The following is a 16131-nucleotide window of genomic DNA, read 5'->3' as shown; positions in this document are numbered from 1 at the left end:
CGGTGCTGCTGATATATCGCCGCACCGTTCGTCATTGCCCTCCATGCGGAAGGAGGAAACCCTTTTCCGCCGGCCAGGTGAGCCAGACGGAGTTGCCCTTGCTCAACGCCGCGGCAGCCACCTCGTTGGGCACAGAGACCGTGACCTTGGCGCCTTGCCGAGTCGTCAGGTCGAGCCGCGTTGCCGCGCCGAGATAGGTGGAGTTGGTGGCGGTAGCGGCGATGCCATTCTCACCATCTGCCGCCTCGCCCGATATCGACATGTATTCGGGCCGGATCGCCAGGATGGCATCGCCGCGCACCAGTTCGGCCTTGCACGCCATGCTGATCGCGCGGTCTTCGCACAGGCCGGTCGAGCCGTTGCCGGCGGGCTCAACCCCCTTCAGCGGCAGCATGTTGATCTCCCCGAGGAACTCGGCGACGAAGCGGTTGTCAGGCCGGTCGTAGACCTCGTCGGGCGCTCCGACCTGCAGCAGTTTGCCGTGGTTGAAGATGGCAACGCGCGACGACAGCGCCAGCGCTTCGCTCTGGTCGTGGGTGACGAAGACGAAAGTGGTGCCGGTCTCCTGGTGCAGCCGCTTCATCTCGGCCTGCATCTGCCCCCGCAGGCCCTTGTCGAGTGCGGAAAACGGCTCATCGAGCAACAGCACGCCCGGCTCGAACACCAGCGCACGGGCCAGCGCCACGCGCTGCTGCTGGCCGCCCGACAGTTGCGCCGGTAGTTTTTTCTCGTGGCCCTTGAGGCCGACACGCTCGATCATCTCGCCGACACGGCGCTTGATCTCGGCGGCCGATTTCTTGCGCACCTTGAGTGGGAAGGCGATGTTGGCTTCGACACTCATATGCGGAAACAGCGCGTAGCCCTGAAACACCATGCCGGCGGCGCGTTGCTCGGCCGGTCGGTCAGTGATGTCGACGCCGTCGCTGAACAGCTTGCCCTCGGTCGGCGGCACGAAGCCGGCAAGGATCATCAGGAAGGTGGTCTTGCCCGAACCGGACGGCCCGAGCAGGGTCAGGAACTCGCCACGACCGATATCGAGCGACAGATTGTCCAGCGCACGGAACGAGCCGAAGCTCTTGCCGATCCCGATTGCCTTGATCTCTGCGGCACGGCCGGGTTGCTGCATACTGCCCTTTCCCTAACGCTTGTCGAAATCGTAGGCACGGTGCCGGCTCACCGCAACCGAATAGTTTTCGCGTGATCGGCAAATTCCATTCATCTATGGCGAGATGGCGCCGCCCTGCCCTCAATATGGCAGAATGCGGTTCTCCTGGAGTTTCGACCGCAGCCATCCCGCGAATGCTTCCAGCACCGGATGCGAAGCCTTGGCGTGTTCGGAGACCAGGAAATAGGAGCGCGGCGACTTGATCGCGATATCGAACGGCCTGACCAGCCGGCCCTCGCTCAGTGCCCGACGGCTGGTCAGTTCGTCGCCCATGGCGATGCCCTGGCCGGCAATCGCCGCCGAAAAGACGAGGTTCATGTCCGAAAAGAAGATGCCGCCCTCAATATCGGGGTTTTCCACTTTGGACAGCGCCAGCCAGCGCGCCCAATCCTCGGTGTCATCGAGATGCAGCAGGTTGGCGCGCAGCACGTCCGACGGCCGGGAGAAACCGCCGATCTTGTTGAGCAGCGTCGGGCTGCAGAGCGGCGTGAACGAGATTTCGCAGAGCGGTTCGACCGCCCGGTTCGGCCAATTGCCGACACCGAACGCAATGAAGGCATCGGCATCGGCGTTGCTGACATCGTCGAGCCGGCGCGGCGTCAGGATGCGCAGCGCCACGTCAGGATACATCTGCCGGAACTCGCCGATATGGGTGCACAAGAACAGCGAGGCGAAGCCGGGCGTGCAACTGATGGCGAACGAGCCGCCGACTCCCGTGCCGGCATCGCGCGTCACCGCATCGCCAAGAACGGTGAGCGCCTTGCGCACGTCGCTGGCGTAGCGCTGGCCGCGCGGCGTCAGCGCCACGCCCTTGCCGATGCGTTCGAGCAGGTCGAAGCCGAGGTCGCGCTCCAGCAGGCGAAGCTGATGGCTGACGGCGCTGCGGGTCAGGTGCAACTCGTCGGCGGCGCGCCAGACGCTGCCGTGGCGGGCGAAGCTGTCGAGCGCGCGCAGCGCTTGTGTCGATGGTATACGCAAGGAGCCTCAGGTGAACCGAATTTGCACGAACCGGGAAAACATATCACTTTTTAGCGAACCGCTTCACTGCTTTCTTCTCATGCCATGGAGAAACCGGTGGCCACCTCGGCGCAAGCAACCGCCCTTGCCTGTCTCGACGGCATCCAGCCGTTGTTGTCCGCGTGGACACGCACCATCTTCGATTACGGCGAGACCGCGTGGCGGGAGTATCAATCCGCCGCCTGGTATGTCGAGCGACTGAAACTCGAAGGCTTTTCCGTCGAAGAAGGCTCCGGCGGCATGCCTACCGCTTTCTGCGCGCATTGGACCAACGGCCCCGGCCCGACCATCGGCATGTACGCTGAATACGACGCGGTGCCGGGCAATTGCCAGGATGCCGCTACGGTCGAGCGTCCGCGCCGGGGACTTGGCAACCAGGCCGGCGGCCACACCGACCCGCATTCCGGGCTGGGCATTTCGAGCCTCGGCGGGCTGCTGGCGACCAAGGCGGCGATGCAGCGCCACGGCATATCCGGCACGCTGCGCTTCACCGGCGAGCCGGCGGAAAAGGTGCGCGGGTCGAAGCCGATCCATGCCGCCAAGGGTTATTATGACGGCCTTGCCGGCATGATCTCCTTTCATCCGTTCTACATGCTGCCGCTCTGCAACACGGCGCGCTGGGACACGCATTGCGGCGCGGCCTACGCGATGATCTATCGCTTCATCTGCGACCAACCGGAGCGCTGGGCGCTGGCTCCGGGTGCCGCACCCATTCCGCAAGCACATTCGGCGGCGCGCGCCCCAGGCGCCAACGACGCATTGATGATGATGTACATGGCCTCCAAGGCTCTGCGCGATTCCATGCTGCCGCACCAGGGCGGCTGGTCGATCAGCGAGGCGATCCTGACTGCCGGTCAGGCGACCGCCGACAATTTGCCGGCGGGGTTGGCCGAGATCCAGTACATGATCCGCGTGCCGACGCTTGCCATGGCCGAGCAGGTCACCGCGGTACTCGACCGCAATGCCGAGGCGGCGGCAGCGATGAGTGGTTGCCGCACCGAGCGGCATTGGGTGTCGAAGTCACGACCGGGACTTGCCAATCATGCGATGGCCGAGATCGCCTATGAAGCACTGTCGACGGTCGGGCCGCCGCGCTGGGACGAAGACGCCAAAGCCGTCGCGCGCGAAATACAGGTCAATGCCGGACGCATGGCGAGCGACGAGCCGTTTATCGAAGAGCTGGAGCGCCTGATCGAGCCGCAGGCAGCGGAAGCGATCCTGCGCCGCGACCTGCCGCCCTCGCAGGTCAATTCGACCTCCGACGATTATACCGATATGAGCTGGCATACGCCGACGGCGCGCTTCTATGTCGCCCGCCCGGCGCTGCGTTCGGAGACCGGCTACCCCTACCCGTCATGGGCAATGAATGCGTTGGGCGGTATTCCCGCCACCATCGACCCGATGGTGGCTTGCGCCTCCCGCACGATTGCGTTCGCCGCCCTTCGCCTGCTGGAAGACCAGACCGCCCGCGATGCGGCGATGAATGAATTCGTCGCTCGCACCGGCGGCGGAATCGGTGGCTCGAACTGGATCGCGCCGCTCTGCGATTACGAACCACCGATCCATTTCCGTTGGCCGGAATATGTCACCACCCCGCGCGGACGGGACTGGTGGATACCGAGCATTCCCCAAGCCAAATGACCGCTGATCTGATCACAAGGAGCACCCCATGACCGTTCATGACCGCATTGTCGCCGAGCCGTTTTCGCTGCAGCGCCGGAACCCCGCCGGCGGCACCAAGCCGCTGACCGTCTGGGGCTTCGCCAACGAGACCGACGTCCTGACGGACGTGCTGCTCGGCTCGCCCAATTTCCTGCGTCATCTGTCGACCAGTTCGCTGTCGCGAAAGCATCTGCGCGAGGCGCCCTGCAACGTCCAGATCGCACAGGCGCAGCATAAGGACCTTGTCGCCGCCTACGAGCATTTCGGCGTCAACATCCACTGGCACGAGCCGACGCCGGAACTGCCGATGCAGGTCTATTCCCGCGATTCCAGCGTCATGACGCCCTACGGCGCCTTTATCACCGCCATGGCCAACTGGTGGCGGCGCGGCGAAAACTATGCCGCGATCCGCACTTATGAAAAGCTCGGCATCCCGATCTACGACATGGTCACGGCGGGTACGTTCGAGGGCGGCGACTTCAACGTCATCGAGGATGGAGTCGTGCTGATCGGCTGCGGCGGCGCCCGCACGCAGGAAGAAGGTGCGCGCCAGGTACAGGCCTGGTTCGACAAGGAGGGCTGGGAAACCCGCATCGCCTTCATCGACGAATATTACGTCCATATCGACCTGATGGTGGTGCCGATCGCCGAAAAGCTGACCGCCGTCTGCCTCGCCTGCACCGAACCCGGTATTGTCGACTGGCTGAAGGGCAAGGGCCACGAAATCATCGACGTGCCGTTCCAGGACACGATGGCGCTCGGCTGCAACTTCATGTCGCTTGGAAAAGACCGGGTGATCGCGCCGACCTCCAGCCAGTCGCTGATCGGCCAGCTCAAGGCCCGCGGTTTCGAGGTCGCGGCCGTCGACATGAGCGAGATTTCGAAGACCGGCGGCGGCATCCACTGCATGGCGCAGGCGCTGAAGCGCGAACCGGCCTGAGGAGTGAGATAGCGCACGCTGCTTCGTTCACATTCGCATCGGCATGATCGGCATCCTGGCTGCCGAGTGTGCAAGGTGCGCGTGCAAACCGGCTGAGATGGCCGGCTGGCGGTACTATGTGGCCGAGCCAATGCAATTCACTACATCGGCTGCGGACGCCCGCTTGAGTGCCGCAACGCTGGCCGATGCGAAACTTGCACGATAGCTAATATAAGCGCACAGTAACAATGTTTTTTGGGAGGGGACAGCTCATCTGCAAATCGGGAGGAAACCATGAACACCATGAGCCTCACCACGCTTGAACGCGGCAAAACGACAATCGACGCCGCAGCCCTGGAAGCCTTTTCGGCACAATTGCGCGGCAGAGTGCTGAGCGAAGGCGATGCCGCTTACGACGAAGCACGGACTGTCTGGAATGCCACGGTCGACCGACGGCCCGGGCTGATCGTGTGCTGCGTCGGCGCTTCCGATGTCGTCAGTGCCGTGAATTTCGCCAGGGAGAACAGGCTTCTCGTCTCCGTGCGCGGCGGCGGCCACAACATTGCCGGAAGTGCGGTCTGCGACGGTGGCCTGATGATTGATCTGTCGTTGATGAAGTCGGTGCGGGTCGATGTCTCGGCGCGGCGGGCGTGGGTCGGTCCTGGCGCGACGCTTGCCGATGTCGACAAGGAAACGCAGGCCTTCGGGCTGGTGGTACCGACCGGCATCAACTCGACCACCGGCATATCCGGCCTGACACTGGGAGGCGGCTTCGGCTGGATCACCCGCAAATTCGGCCTGACCATCGACAATCTTGCCTCCGCCGATGTGGTCACCGCCGACGGTAAACTGCTACGCGCCAGCCAGACCGAAAATCCGGACTTGTTCTGGGCGCTGCGCGGCGGCGGCGGCAATTTCGGCGTCGTTACGGCATTCGAGTTCCATCTCCATGAGTTTGGACCGCAAGTGTTGGCGGGGCTTGTCGTCCATCCCTTCGCCGATGCCGAAAAGGTGCTGCGGGAATATCGCAAGGCGCTCGAAACCGCTCCTGACGAGTTGACCTGCTGGGTGGTCATGCGGCAGGCTCCGCCGCTGCCCTTCCTGCCCGCGGAGTGGCATGGCAAGGAGGTTCTGGTTCTCGCCATGTGCTATTGCGGCGACATCGACGCAGGCGAAAAGGCGACGCAAAAACTTCGAGCCATCGGCACGCCCATTGCCGACGTGGTTGGCCTTAACCCATTCACCGGCTGGCAGCAGGCGTTCGATCCGCTGCTCACGCCCGGCGCCCGTAACTACTGGAAGAGCCATGACTTCACCGAGTTTTCCGAGGAGGCGGCTGCGGTCGTCACGGGGGCAATAGCCAAGCTGCCGGGACCCGAATGCGAAATATTTATCGGCCAAGTCGGCGGCGCGGCAGGTCGAGTCAAGGCGGACGCAACGGCGTTTCCACAGCGCAGTTCGCATTTCGTCATGAACGTTCACGCCCGCTGGCGCGAACCGGCGATGGACAAAGCCTGCACCGACTGGGCTCGTGCAATCTACGAGGCGGCCAAACCTTATGCCGCCGGCACCGCCTATGTGAACTTCATGCCGGAGGACGAGGTCGACCGGGTCGAAGCGGCCTATGGTGGCAACCATCGGCGGCTTCTGGAAATCAAGCAGCGCTACGACCCATTGAACCTGTTCCGCATGAACCAGAACTTGCGTCCGAAGGAAGGCCTGCGAGCTGCTTGAGGCGCGCCCGTGCTGCAGTCATAAAAAGCTCACGTCGCCGCTGGAGGCGCGGGCTTTTGCTGTCACATACTGTTGGCGCCGGGTTGTATCCCCGGCCGGACCCATCAGCAACAAACCCGCCGCTGTGTCTTCGACGCCCTTGTGAGTGCTGAAAAAATGGAGGAATAGTCTTGCGGAATGCATCGCCCTGAATTTGCCGGTTTGCGGTTCTCAGGTCGTGCAATTGCCTAGCCGGATTTCGAATGGCCAGTCCTGAACCGCGCAAGAGAAGAGGTCCGATCGCCGCCCGGCTGCTGGCGCTCGACGCGTGGATCGATTCCTCGCTCTACGAGATCGGTTTCAAGGCGCGCCAGTTCTGGGAATCCGCGACGATCTTCTCGCGGCGCTTCCGCGTCAACGGCTGGCGCCGTGGCATCATCGAACTGTTGAGCGAAGGTTTTACGCTCGGCGCCGGCGGCATCGTGGTGATGCTGGCGCTGGCCATTCCGGCTTTCCAGGACACGGCCGGCGACTGGCGCGCCCAAGGCGACTTCGCCGTCACCTTCCTCGACCGCTACGGCAACGAGATCGGCCAGCGCGGCATCATCCAGCGCGATTCCGTGCCGGTCGATGAGATGCCCGATCACGTCATCAAGGCGGTGCTTGCCACCGAGGATCGCCGCTTCTTCGATCACTACGGCATCGACGTACTGGGCCTTTCACGGGCGATCTTCGAGAATGTGCGGGCGAATTCCGTCGTCCAGGGCGGCTCGAGCATCACCCAGCAGTTGGCCAAGAACCTGTTCCTCACCAATGAGCGCACGCTGGAGCGCAAGATCAAGGAAGCTTTCCTGTCGCTGTGGCTCGAGGCCAATCTGTCGAAGAAAGAGATCCTGCAGCTCTATCTCGACCGCGCCTATATGGGCGGCGGCACGTTCGGCATCGAGGCTGCCGCCGACTTCTATTTCGGCAAGAGCGTCAAGGACCTGAACCTGGCCGAGGCGGCGATGCTGGCCGGCCTGTTCAAGGCGCCGACCAAATATGCGCCGCACATCAACCTGCCGGCAGCGCGCGCGCGCGCCAATGTGGTGCTGTCCAACCTTGTCGATGCCGGCTTCATGACCGAGGGGCAGGTCTTGCAGGCAAGGCTGCACCCGGCCGATGTCGTTGACCGCGGCGAACAGAAAAGCCCTGACTATTACCTCGACTGGGCATTCGACGAGGTCAAGAAGATCGCCAAGCCGGGCCAGCACTCGCTCGTCGCCCACACGACCTTCGACGCCAACATCCAGAAGGCGGCGGAAGAATCGGTGGAGTTCCACCTGCGCCAGTTCGGCAAGGAGTATAACGTCACCGAGGGCGCGGTCGTGGTCATCGAGACCAACGGCGCCGTGCGCGCCATCGTCGGCGGCCGCGACTATGGTGCCAGCCAGTTCAACCGCGCCACCAAGGCGCTGCGCCAGACCGGCTCGTCATTCAAGCCCTATGTCTACGCAACGGCGATGGAACACGGCTTCACTCCCAACTCCATTATTTCCGGCGGCCCGATCAGCTGGGGCAGCTGGTCACCGCACAATTACAATGGCGGGTCGGCGGGTAACGTCACCTTGATCATGGCGATGGCCAAATCGATCAACACCGTGCCGGTGCGGCTGGCCAAGGACCATCTCGGCATCGGCCCAATCAAGGCCATGGCCGAGGCGATGGGTGTGGAATCGCCGATCGAAGCACATAAGACGATGGTTCTCGGCACCTCGGGCATGACCGTGATGGACCAGGCGACGGGCTACAGCGTGTTCGCCGAAAATGGCTTTGCCGGCTCCCGGCACGGCATCAGCCAGCTCGTCACCCGCACTGGCGAGGTGGTCTATGATTTCGCCAAGGATGCGCCGCCGCCGCACCGGGTGCTGTCGGAACAGGCGCTGAAATCGATGAACACCATGCTGGCGGCAGTGCCGGTGATGGGCACGGCGCGGCGGGCTCAGCTTCCCAACATCGTCGTCGCCGGCAAGACGGGCACGACGCAATCCTACCGCGACGCCTGGTTTGTCGGCTTCACCGGCAACTACACGGCGGCGGTATGGATGGGCAATGACGACTTCACGCCGACCAAGAACATGACGGGTGGCTCGCTGCCGGCGATGGTGTGGCAGCGCCTGATGGTCTACGCGCATCAGAATATCGACCTCAAGCCGATCCCGGGCATCGACAAGCCCTTCGTCGATGAGGAGATCGCTGCAAAGGCCGAGGAAGCACAGAAGAAGAGCGACGATCAGGCTGCGGCCGATGCAGCCGCCGAACGGCCGCCGGTGCTGTCCAGCCGCACGACCCAGACGCTGCGGGACATGACCGGGCTGTTCCAGTCGGCGCCCGTCCTCAGTACGCCTCAACCGCCGGAGACGCTGTCAGCGCTGTGATCTTTCCGACTGGGCAGGTCTTTCCGACTGGTCCGGGGCGGCAAATCCATCGGCCCGCTTGCCACAAGCCCCCACGCCGCGATATCCCCGAACGGCAACTCTTCGTGTCCCCGGCCCCTCATGCTCAAAACTGCCTTCCTGACGCTGCTTTCGCTTGCCATAGCCATCGTCGGCGGTGGCGGCAGCGTCTGGTATGCGCTGAAAGTCCAGGATGGTGTTGGCGCCATCAGGATCGGCCAATGGACGGCCTTTCCTGATATCGGCACACCGTCCGCCGATCCCTATTCCAAGGCCCGCGTGGCGCGCGAGGGTGTGCTTGCGCTCGGCCGCGCCGAGGGGCTGTCCTTCGTCGCCGAGCGAGACGCGGCCGGCGCCGAGCTCAAGCGCGAATGCACCTACACAATCGAAGGTGGATTTCCGACGGCGCGGTTCTGGACGCTCTATGCCGCCGACCAGTCGCTCAGCGTGGTCGAGACCGGCAAACCCCGGCTGGCTGCCCTGCAATCCTATGGCGTAGTGCGCCAGGCCGACAATTCGGTGATCATTTCCGCCGGCCATCACCCGATGCCGGGCAATTGGCTGCTGACGGACGGCTTCGGCAGGATGTATTTCGTGCTGACCTTCTACGACACGCCGATCGCCAGCAGCACCGGCCTGTCGGACGTCTCGCTGCCGCGGATCGTAAAGGTCGGCTGCGATGCGTAGTTTCTATGCTGCAATGCGCGGACTTTTGCATGCTGTCCTGCTCGGCCTGCTCGGCGGCGGCATCGTGCACATCGCCGTGCTGCTTCTGGTGCCCGAGTTTTCCGAACGCGACGCCTGGTCGCGGCTGTCCATGGCGTCGGATCTATACAAGATGACGCGACTCGATGCCGAGGCCGGTGACGCGCCCGTGGTGAAATCCGTCGACCCGCTGTTTTACGCGACGGCCTGCCGGTTCGATCTGGGCGAAGGCATGGTCCGCGTCAAGGCACCTGGACATGTCCCGTTCTGGTCGGTGTCGGTCTATGACCGCAGCGGCCACAACATCTATTCCTTCAACGACCACACAGCGACCGGCGGCGTTCTGGATGCCGTCGTGCTGACGCCGGCGCAGATGATCGACGTGCGCAAGGACCTTCCCGAGGACCTTCAGGGAGCGATCTTTGTCGAAGCGCCGATCGAGGAAGGCATCTTCGTCATCCGCGCCTTCGTGCCCGATGACAGCTGGAAGCCGATCGTATCGCGCTTCTTCGAGCAGAGTTCCTGCCAGCTGCAGGACTTCTAGAGACGATCCCGGACTGTTGGTCCGTGGCCGCCGAAACTCAGTGATGCGGAACCGGTTTCGTGTGCGGTGATCCCGGCTTGTCGGGGTCGACCGGCCGCACGTCGCCGGCGCTTGACCGCTCATAGCGGATGCCGGGAAAGATGATCACCGCCGCCGGCATTTCGGCGGTTTGCTTTGCTCTGGTGTTTGGTGCCGTACGCGGCACGAAAGACAGTACCATGCCCATGGTTCGCGCATTCCTCTCGGTTTCCCCGGAGCACAACGCAACGCCTCCAAATGTCATTAAGGCCGGCAGAGGGTTAACGGAACGCTAACGGATCGTCGCTAACTTGATCTTTGTTCTAAGGTCAGGAAGTCCTGACCGGGGCGCTCGCGAAACCGGCACAGTCCCGGTCGAGCGCGGCCAAGTTTTGTGTCGAGTACAGGCGTATCCTTCGTGTCATCTTCGGACTTCAGGCAAATCGCGGTACGAAAAGACTCGGGTAAGGCCGAAAGGCTGTTCCGCGCCGCGGTGTCGGCGTTCTGCTCGCTCACCCGCCCTTCACGCCGCGAGATCGGTCAACTCGAAGACCTGACGCTGCCACTGTTCAATGACGTGTCCGTCGAATCTCGCCGTTACGTGGCAGCCGCCCTTTCCGAATGCGAATACGCACCCGCCGCCCTGGTGCGCCGTCTTTGCGAGGAACCGGTCGACATTGCCGCGCCGCTGCTCATCCGCTCACGCGCCGTCAGCGACATCGATCTCATCGCCCTGATCGGGCGGCATGGCCTGCCGCATGCCCGTGCCATCGCGCGCCGCAAGGGCTTGAACCCGACCATTGCCGACCTGATCAGGGCCCTCGAGAGGCCAACCCTGGTGCGCGCGCCGGACCCGGATGCGAACGCCGCCGCGGCAGACAAGATCGCGCCAGCGAGCGCGGAAACCGCCTCCGGCGAGCCCGCCCGGGAACAGGCGCTCGGAATCGCGGCCGAGAATGCACGGAGCAGGCTGCGCTCGATGATGCGCACCGGCGACGAGGCGACAGCGACGGGCGCCGACCCTTTCAAGGGCGCCGACACCTATGTGAAATTGCGCGAGACAGCTCTGACGGGAAACGCCGCGTTCTTCCAGACCGCGCTCGCCGATGCACTCGATATCGATTTCAAGATCGCGCGATCGCTCACAGCCAACCAGAATTATGCCTCGCTGCTTGCCGCCTTGCGCTCGCTCGACCTTAGCGAAGACAGGGCCTTCCTGATCGCGGTTGCCGTCTATCCCAGCCAGTTCCCGCATCCGCAGGCCATCCGGACTTTCCTCGACCGCTACCGGCTGCTGCATCTCGAGGCGGCCCAGGACAAGATGCGGTCGTGGAGAGCGGAAACCCTTTCAAGGGTGGTTCGCGGCCCAGCACCTGCCAACAGCGATACACGCACCGCTTCGAACAGCGACGATGCGGCGGCTTCGTCCGACCTCAGGGCGTCTTCACGGAAATAAGCTCCTCGACGGGCACGGTGCCGGCCTCGATCTCGACCACCCAGATGTCGGGATCGAATCTTTTCTCCCTTTCCAGCCTGGCGTCGAGCACCGCGGCATCCTCGCCGGCTCCGAGCAGAGTGAAAAACCGGTCGTCGGGCTTGGCCGAATCATAGCTTGTCTGCGGCGCCGGCCCGAACAGGGCAACCTCACCCAGCCTGCCCCGCGCCAGGACGAACACCGCGCCGGCCTCGGTCGCGCCGCGCTTGACCACGGCGGCAAATCCACCGGCGCTGAAAACCCGGCGCAACAGGGCCGAGACCCACAGATCCGATGTGACACGCATGAGAAAACTCCGCGAATGCATGCCGCCCAAAAGTGGGTCCCGGTTTTGGGACAACGGCATGCATGAAAACAAGGCAGGCGGCTTCTCTAAAGTAGTTTGCCGTTTCAAGGAAACGCGATTCCGGACGAAACACCGTTTCACACTTTCCTGGAATTGCTTTGTCGATATTTCCGCCGCTGGGCGAGCCGTCGTTCAGCCGTCAGTTGGTCAGGCCGATCTCGCGCATCTTGACGTAGACGATCTCATCGGGCTCGCCGGTCTGCGGCAGCCCGAACAGCGACTGGAATTCCTTGATCGCCGCTTTGGTGCGCGTGCCGACGACACCATCCAGCTGCATGTCGTCATTGCCGAACGCCTTGAGCCCGGCCTGGATTTTGACGATGCGGGCATCGGGCGCTTGCGTCGCGGCATCCGCCTGCCCGGAATTTGTCTGTCCTGAACCTGTCTGCAAAGACACCGGAACGGCGGCCGGCATATCCGGGCGCGGCTGCGGCCTGGGTACGACGGAAGCGGTCTTCGGCGTCGCGCCCAGTTGATCGAGCAGAAGGGCGTCGATCTCGCCGGACGTGTTGAGCCCGACCTTCTGCTGATAGTCCTGGATGGCCTTGCGGGTGTTGGGTCCGGAAATGCCGTCGACCGTTCCCGAATAGAAATCGAGATCCTTCAATATGCCCTGCACCTGCTCGACAACCGGATCGCCCTTGATCGGCGCCGGCGCGCCGGATGGCCGCACGATGTTGAATGTCGTCTCCGGTTCGTCGGGCGTCGCGTGCGGAAAGCCCGCAATGCTGCGGGTCGCGAAAAATGCGCCGGCATGCGGGAAAGGCTGGTACCACAGGGCATTTGCGGAGACGTAGAACAGCGTCACCAGGAATGCCGTCGAGCCGCCCACCAGGACAGGATTGCGCGAGATCATGCCGCCGACGGCGACAGCGCCGTCCTGAAAGGCATTGCTGCGGCGCTTGACCGCCTTAGCCGGTTTTGCGGAGCGAGCCATCTCTGTCCCCTTTCGCCATCGCCACAGGCATGATCAGCACGCCGGCCTTCTCCGCCTGATGTCCCTTCGGTCCGTTCACCGGCAGGCTGATGGTCACCGTGGTGCCCTCGCCCGGCATGCTTTCGATGGACATCGTGCCTTCGTGCAGCGCCACCAGGCCCTTGACCAGTGAAAGGCCAAGACCTGTCCCCTCGAAACGGCGGGTATAGTCGTTCTGGATCTGCATGAAGGGCTTGCCGAGATTGGCGAAATCCTCCTCGGCGATGCCGATGCCGGTGTCCCTGACCCAGAAATGCAGGCGCGAACCGATCCGCTTGGCACCGACGACGACGTCGCCGCCGTCGGGAGTGAACTTGATCGCGTTGGAGACCAGGTTGATGAGCATCTGCTGCACGGCGCGCCGATCGGCATTGATGTCGCCGGCGTCCGGCGCGATCTGCGCCTGCAGATCGATGTTCTTGGCCTGCGCCTGCAGTTGCATCATCGACTGGCACATGTCGACCGCTTCCGCGAAGCGGAACGGCTCGGGTTCGGTCGCATAGACGCCCGATTCAATCCTGGACACGTCGAGTATCGAGGTTACGACGGCGAGCAGATGCTGACCCGAATCCCGTACCAAGCCGACATATTCCTTCTGACGCGGATCCTTGAAGGCGCCGAACATCTCATGCAGCAGCATATCCGAGAAGCCGATAATGGCATTCAACGGCGTGCGCAGTTCGTGGCTGACCACTGCCAGGAAGCGCCCCTTCGCCACCTCGGCGGATGCGGCCGCCTCATTGGCCGCCGCGAGATCCTCGCGCAGCCGGGCGATCTCGTCATTCTCCCGCAGGACGAGCGTGAAGACGTCACCCTGTTCCTCACCACGCACCAGATCAAGCGAGAACGGCCGGTAATTGTCGGCCGTCAGGCTATTGCCATTCTGAGGCAGCCGGATGCGCAATTCGAGCCGGCGCGACAGTGCGCCGTCACGCATGTCGGCCATTGCGCTGAGATAGGAAACGCGATCCGACAGATGGACGCGATCGAAGAGGCCGTTTCCGGACAGCAGTTCGGGCGGCAGTTTCAAAAGCGTGCGGGCCTTTGACGACGCGTCCAGAACCTCGCCATGACGGGCAACGCGCAAGACCACCGCATCGATGATGTCTTCGAGCCGGTCGGCAGTGTCGAGCACATCAGCCGCATGGGCCGTGTTTCGAAATGCCGACGCGCGCGGGATCAGTGTAAGCGTCCAGGCCAACGGCACCAGCCAGTGCCACGTCGCGATCTGTGCTCCTGCGAACGGGAACACGGTTCCAGCCAAAGGCTGAGCCAGGATGGCGACAGCGGCCGATACGGCTCCCCACAGTGCTGCACGCCGCGAGGTGCCTATCCACCAGGCTTCGAAAGGCAGCGCCACGACAAGCATGGCGACAGGCGAACTCAGCCCCCCTGCGGCGGCAATGAGACTGCCGAGAGAAATGCCGGCCAGCACCAGGGCGACCCAACTCGCTATCGCCATCTTGCCGGTCGCCGCCACCAGCAGGGCGACGAACCAGCACAGGCCGAAGGCGGCGAAGATGGCGGCCATTGTGACGGCGACGCCCATGCCTGACGTGACCAGCGTGACCGCAGCGCCGGCGACAAAGAAAGGGGCGGCGAGCATGACGCCGATGAAGCGGCGCTGGCGCTCGCGGTCGCTCCGCCCAAGGATGGACGGATGGACCATACGTTCGCAACCGGCGGCAATCGCACCAGGCAATTCAACGTATCTGGCCTTGATTGAACTCAACTCAACGCACTCGCACTTGTCGTGGACAGCTCTGCTTTGCAGATGGTTCTGGTTGGCTTTGAAACTCGCATCCAGCGTTTAAGGAATGGATAAGGCAGGGCCGCCCAAGGCTCGGCCTGCGGCAAATATCGGGATGCCGGCGGCCGAAAGCACGAGCAAATGCAGCCATAGTAAACGGAGAGTTATCCGGCGACGGCACCCATCGGCTGGGCGCACACGGCATCTGGATTTCCGTATTTCAAGAAAAATACAGGAAAATCATGGGGATATATGGTTATTTGTTGTTAAGGAAAATCACTCGGATTTGAGACAAATCGATTGCAGAACGGTTCGTTTCGAATTTGCCTAAAATTTGAGGAAAATTCTCTCTTTGCCCGCAAGCCGTCCTTTGCGCCTGTGTGCCAAGATCCTGCCTACAAAAGAGGTCATGCCATATGGATGCATGATCCGGTCACGACGAGAGGGCAAGGGCATGGTCTTCCTCATAAGAATGGCTTTCTGGTTTTCCCTGGTGCTGCTGGCGCTGCCGCTGGCTGTCGGCCCCGATGAATCGGGCCGCGAAAGCGTCGGACCGATCCAGGCCTTGTTTGCGGCACGCGAAGCGGTTGGCGATATCGCCGGCATTTGCGAACGCAAACCCGATGTCTGCGAGACCGGCAAGTCGGCGATGCACACCATCACCGCCCGCGCCAAGGAGACCGCCAAGATCGCGGCAGCGATGATGGACGACAAGTCCGCTGCCGGCCCCGACACGTCGACGATGACCGGCAGCCTGCCCGAAGAAATCGTCTTGCCCGAGACCGTCAACCTGCCGCCTCAGAATTAAGCCGTCTCGACGGCGCGCCGCGGGCTGTCTGCCCTATCGGGGCCCGCGGTGTCCTTGTTTTTTCCGTGACGCGGAGCCGCCGCGTGACTATATCCGGCATTATGGCCACGACGATCCAGACGATCCGCGACGATTTTTCGTTCCTTGAGGAATGGGAAGACCGCTATCGCTATGTCATCGAACTCGGCGAGGCGCTGCCGCCATTTCCCGACGAGCAGCGCAGCCCCGCCAACAAGGTGCCGGGATGCGTCAGCCAGGTCTGGTTGACCACGGAACGCGGAACTGGAGCCGACCCAGTCATCACCTTTACCGGCGATTCGGACGCTCACATCGTGCGTGGGCTGGTCGCGATCATGCTGGCGCTGTTTTCCGGCAGGACCGCCAGCGAAATCCAGAAGACCGATGCGGAAGCCACATTGAAAGAACTCGGCCTCGACGAACATCTGTCGCCGCAGCGCGCCAACGGCCTTCGCTCAATGGTCAAGCGCATCAAGCGCGACGCCGAGGCAGCGCTCAAACAGACCGCCTGACGCTTCCAGACCCGATTCGTGCGTCGCGGCTCGCAAAATCAAACGGCG

The 16131-nt window shown here is 63.1% G+C and carries 15 protein-coding genes; 9 read left to right on the top strand and 6 right to left on the bottom strand.

All coding sequences use genetic code 11. The annotated features are described in order from the left end of the window. Positions 1 to 31: 31 nt before the first annotated feature. Both LB558_RS06210 and LB558_RS06205 read right to left on the bottom strand, forming a co-directional pair. A complete protein-coding gene (locus tag LB558_RS06210) occupies positions 32 to 1126 on the bottom strand; it encodes an ABC transporter ATP-binding protein (protein ID WP_224696696.1) in 1095 nt (364 codons plus the stop codon). Between the two features lie 120 nt (positions 1127 to 1246). Then, complete coding sequence (locus tag LB558_RS06205) at positions 1247 to 2143, bottom strand: LysR substrate-binding domain-containing protein (RefSeq protein ID WP_224696695.1); 897 nt, start codon at positions 2141 to 2143, stop codon at positions 1247 to 1249. An 84-nt stretch (positions 2144 to 2227) separates the two neighbouring features. Here LB558_RS06205 and LB558_RS06200 point away from each other — a divergent pair, with 84 nt between their 5' ends. The 6 genes from LB558_RS06200 to LB558_RS06175 all read left to right on the top strand — a co-directional run bounded on the left by LB558_RS06200 (position 2228) and on the right by LB558_RS06175 (position 10160). Beyond that, on the top strand, positions 2228 to 3823 hold the full coding sequence (locus tag LB558_RS06200; protein ID WP_224696694.1) for an amidohydrolase: 1596 nt from the start codon (positions 2228 to 2230) through the stop codon (positions 3821 to 3823). Between the two features lie 28 nt (positions 3824 to 3851). Then, positions 3852 to 4784, top strand: a complete 933-nt coding sequence (locus LB558_RS06195; protein WP_224696693.1) for a dimethylarginine dimethylaminohydrolase family protein — start codon at positions 3852 to 3854, stop codon at positions 4782 to 4784. A 273-nt stretch (positions 4785 to 5057) separates the two neighbouring features. After that, positions 5058 to 6497 carry an FAD-binding oxidoreductase gene (locus LB558_RS06190; RefSeq protein WP_224696692.1) on the top strand — a complete coding sequence of 480 codons (1440 nt, stop codon included), beginning with the start codon at positions 5058 to 5060 and terminating at the stop codon, positions 6495 to 6497. A 242-nt stretch (positions 6498 to 6739) separates the two neighbouring features. Then, positions 6740 to 8893, top strand: a complete 2154-nt coding sequence (locus tag LB558_RS06185) for a transglycosylase domain-containing protein (protein ID WP_224696691.1) — start codon at positions 6740 to 6742, stop codon at positions 8891 to 8893. A gap of 120 nt (positions 8894 to 9013) precedes the next feature. Then, positions 9014 to 9598 carry a DUF1214 domain-containing protein gene (locus LB558_RS06180; protein WP_224696690.1) on the top strand — a complete coding sequence of 195 codons (585 nt, stop codon included), beginning with the start codon at positions 9014 to 9016 and terminating at the stop codon, positions 9596 to 9598. Beyond that, entirely contained in the window at positions 9591 to 10160 is a 570-nt protein-coding gene (locus LB558_RS06175; RefSeq protein ID WP_224696689.1) for a DUF1254 domain-containing protein, read from the top strand. Before LB558_RS06180 ends, LB558_RS06175 begins: the two co-directional genes overlap by 8 nt. Before the next feature lie 37 nt (positions 10161 to 10197). Here LB558_RS06175 and LB558_RS06170 read toward each other — a convergent pair whose 3' ends face one another. Then, positions 10198 to 10386, bottom strand: coding sequence for a hypothetical protein (locus LB558_RS06170; RefSeq protein ID WP_224696688.1), 189 nt, complete (start codon positions 10384 to 10386; stop codon positions 10198 to 10200). Between the two features lie 210 nt (positions 10387 to 10596). Here LB558_RS06170 and LB558_RS06165 point away from each other — a divergent pair, with 210 nt between their 5' ends. Beyond that, the gene (locus LB558_RS06165) at positions 10597 to 11634 is read left to right on the top strand and encodes a hypothetical protein (protein ID WP_224696687.1); all 1038 of its coding nucleotides are present in this window, start codon (positions 10597 to 10599) and stop codon (positions 11632 to 11634) included. On the opposite strand, the gene LB558_RS06160 is transcribed toward LB558_RS06165, so the two are convergent. The 3 genes from LB558_RS06160 to LB558_RS06150 form a co-directional block, all read right to left on the bottom strand. Then, a complete protein-coding gene (locus LB558_RS06160) occupies positions 11612 to 11959 on the bottom strand; it encodes a DUF1491 family protein (protein WP_224696686.1) in 348 nt (115 codons plus the stop codon). The two genes, LB558_RS06165 and LB558_RS06160, sit on opposite strands and share 23 nt — an antisense overlap. 199 nt (positions 11960 to 12158) lie before the next feature. Beyond that, on the bottom strand, positions 12159 to 12956 hold the full coding sequence (locus LB558_RS06155; protein WP_224696685.1) for a peptidoglycan-binding protein: 798 nt from the start codon (positions 12954 to 12956) through the stop codon (positions 12159 to 12161). After that, complete coding sequence (locus LB558_RS06150) at positions 12931 to 14664, bottom strand: MFS domain-containing histidine kinase (protein ID WP_224696684.1); 1734 nt, start codon at positions 14662 to 14664, stop codon at positions 12931 to 12933. The genes LB558_RS06155 and LB558_RS06150 overlap by 26 nt, the downstream gene beginning before the upstream one ends. A 535-nt stretch (positions 14665 to 15199) precedes the next feature. Between LB558_RS06150 and LB558_RS06145 the strand changes: the two genes are divergently transcribed. Both LB558_RS06145 and LB558_RS06140 read left to right on the top strand, forming a co-directional pair. After that, on the top strand, positions 15200 to 15553 hold the full coding sequence (locus LB558_RS06145) for a DUF5330 domain-containing protein (RefSeq protein ID WP_027035810.1): 354 nt from the start codon (positions 15200 to 15202) through the stop codon (positions 15551 to 15553). 101 nt (positions 15554 to 15654) lie between these two features. Then, positions 15655 to 16083: a SufE family protein gene (locus LB558_RS06140; protein ID WP_127257435.1), complete on the top strand. Its 429-nt coding sequence runs from the start codon at positions 15655 to 15657 to the stop codon at positions 16081 to 16083. Positions 16084 to 16131 lie beyond the last annotated feature (48 nt).

The organism is Mesorhizobium sp. CO1-1-8, assembly GCF_020164875.1.
Classification (GTDB): domain Bacteria; phylum Pseudomonadota; class Alphaproteobacteria; order Rhizobiales; family Rhizobiaceae; genus Mesorhizobium.
Note: the sequence above shows the minus strand (reverse complement) of the source record. Positions and strands in the feature narration are given on the sequence as shown.

Excerpts from the sequence above, each read along its gene's own strand:
- LB558_RS06150 (WP_224696684.1), bottom strand. The coding sequence starts at position 14,664 with ATGGTCCATCCGTCCATCCTTGGGCGGAGCGACCGCGAGCGCCAGCGC.
- LB558_RS06180 (WP_224696690.1), top strand. The coding sequence starts at position 9,014 with ATGCTCAAAACTGCCTTCCTGACGCTGCTTTCGCTTGCCATAGCCATC.
- LB558_RS06160 (WP_224696686.1), bottom strand. The coding sequence starts at position 11,959 with ATGCGTGTCACATCGGATCTGTGGGTCTCGGCCCTGTTGCGCCGGGTT.
- LB558_RS06200 (WP_224696694.1), top strand. The coding sequence starts at position 2,228 with ATGGAGAAACCGGTGGCCACCTCGGCGCAAGCAACCGCCCTTGCCTGT.
- LB558_RS06140 (WP_127257435.1), top strand. The coding sequence starts at position 15,655 with ATGGCCACGACGATCCAGACGATCCGCGACGATTTTTCGTTCCTTGAG.
- LB558_RS06185 (WP_224696691.1), top strand. The coding sequence starts at position 6,740 with ATGGCCAGTCCTGAACCGCGCAAGAGAAGAGGTCCGATCGCCGCCCGG.
- LB558_RS06145 (WP_027035810.1), top strand. The coding sequence starts at position 15,200 with ATGGTCTTCCTCATAAGAATGGCTTTCTGGTTTTCCCTGGTGCTGCTG.
- LB558_RS06170 (WP_224696688.1), bottom strand. The coding sequence starts at position 10,386 with ATGGGCATGGTACTGTCTTTCGTGCCGCGTACGGCACCAAACACCAGA.
- LB558_RS06175 (WP_224696689.1), top strand. The coding sequence starts at position 9,591 with ATGCGTAGTTTCTATGCTGCAATGCGCGGACTTTTGCATGCTGTCCTG.
- LB558_RS06155 (WP_224696685.1), bottom strand. The coding sequence starts at position 12,956 with ATGGCTCGCTCCGCAAAACCGGCTAAGGCGGTCAAGCGCCGCAGCAAT.
- LB558_RS06210 (WP_224696696.1), bottom strand. The coding sequence starts at position 1,126 with ATGCAGCAACCCGGCCGTGCCGCAGAGATCAAGGCAATCGGGATCGGC.
- LB558_RS06190 (WP_224696692.1), top strand. The coding sequence starts at position 5,058 with ATGAACACCATGAGCCTCACCACGCTTGAACGCGGCAAAACGACAATC.
- LB558_RS06195 (WP_224696693.1), top strand. The coding sequence starts at position 3,852 with ATGACCGTTCATGACCGCATTGTCGCCGAGCCGTTTTCGCTGCAGCGC.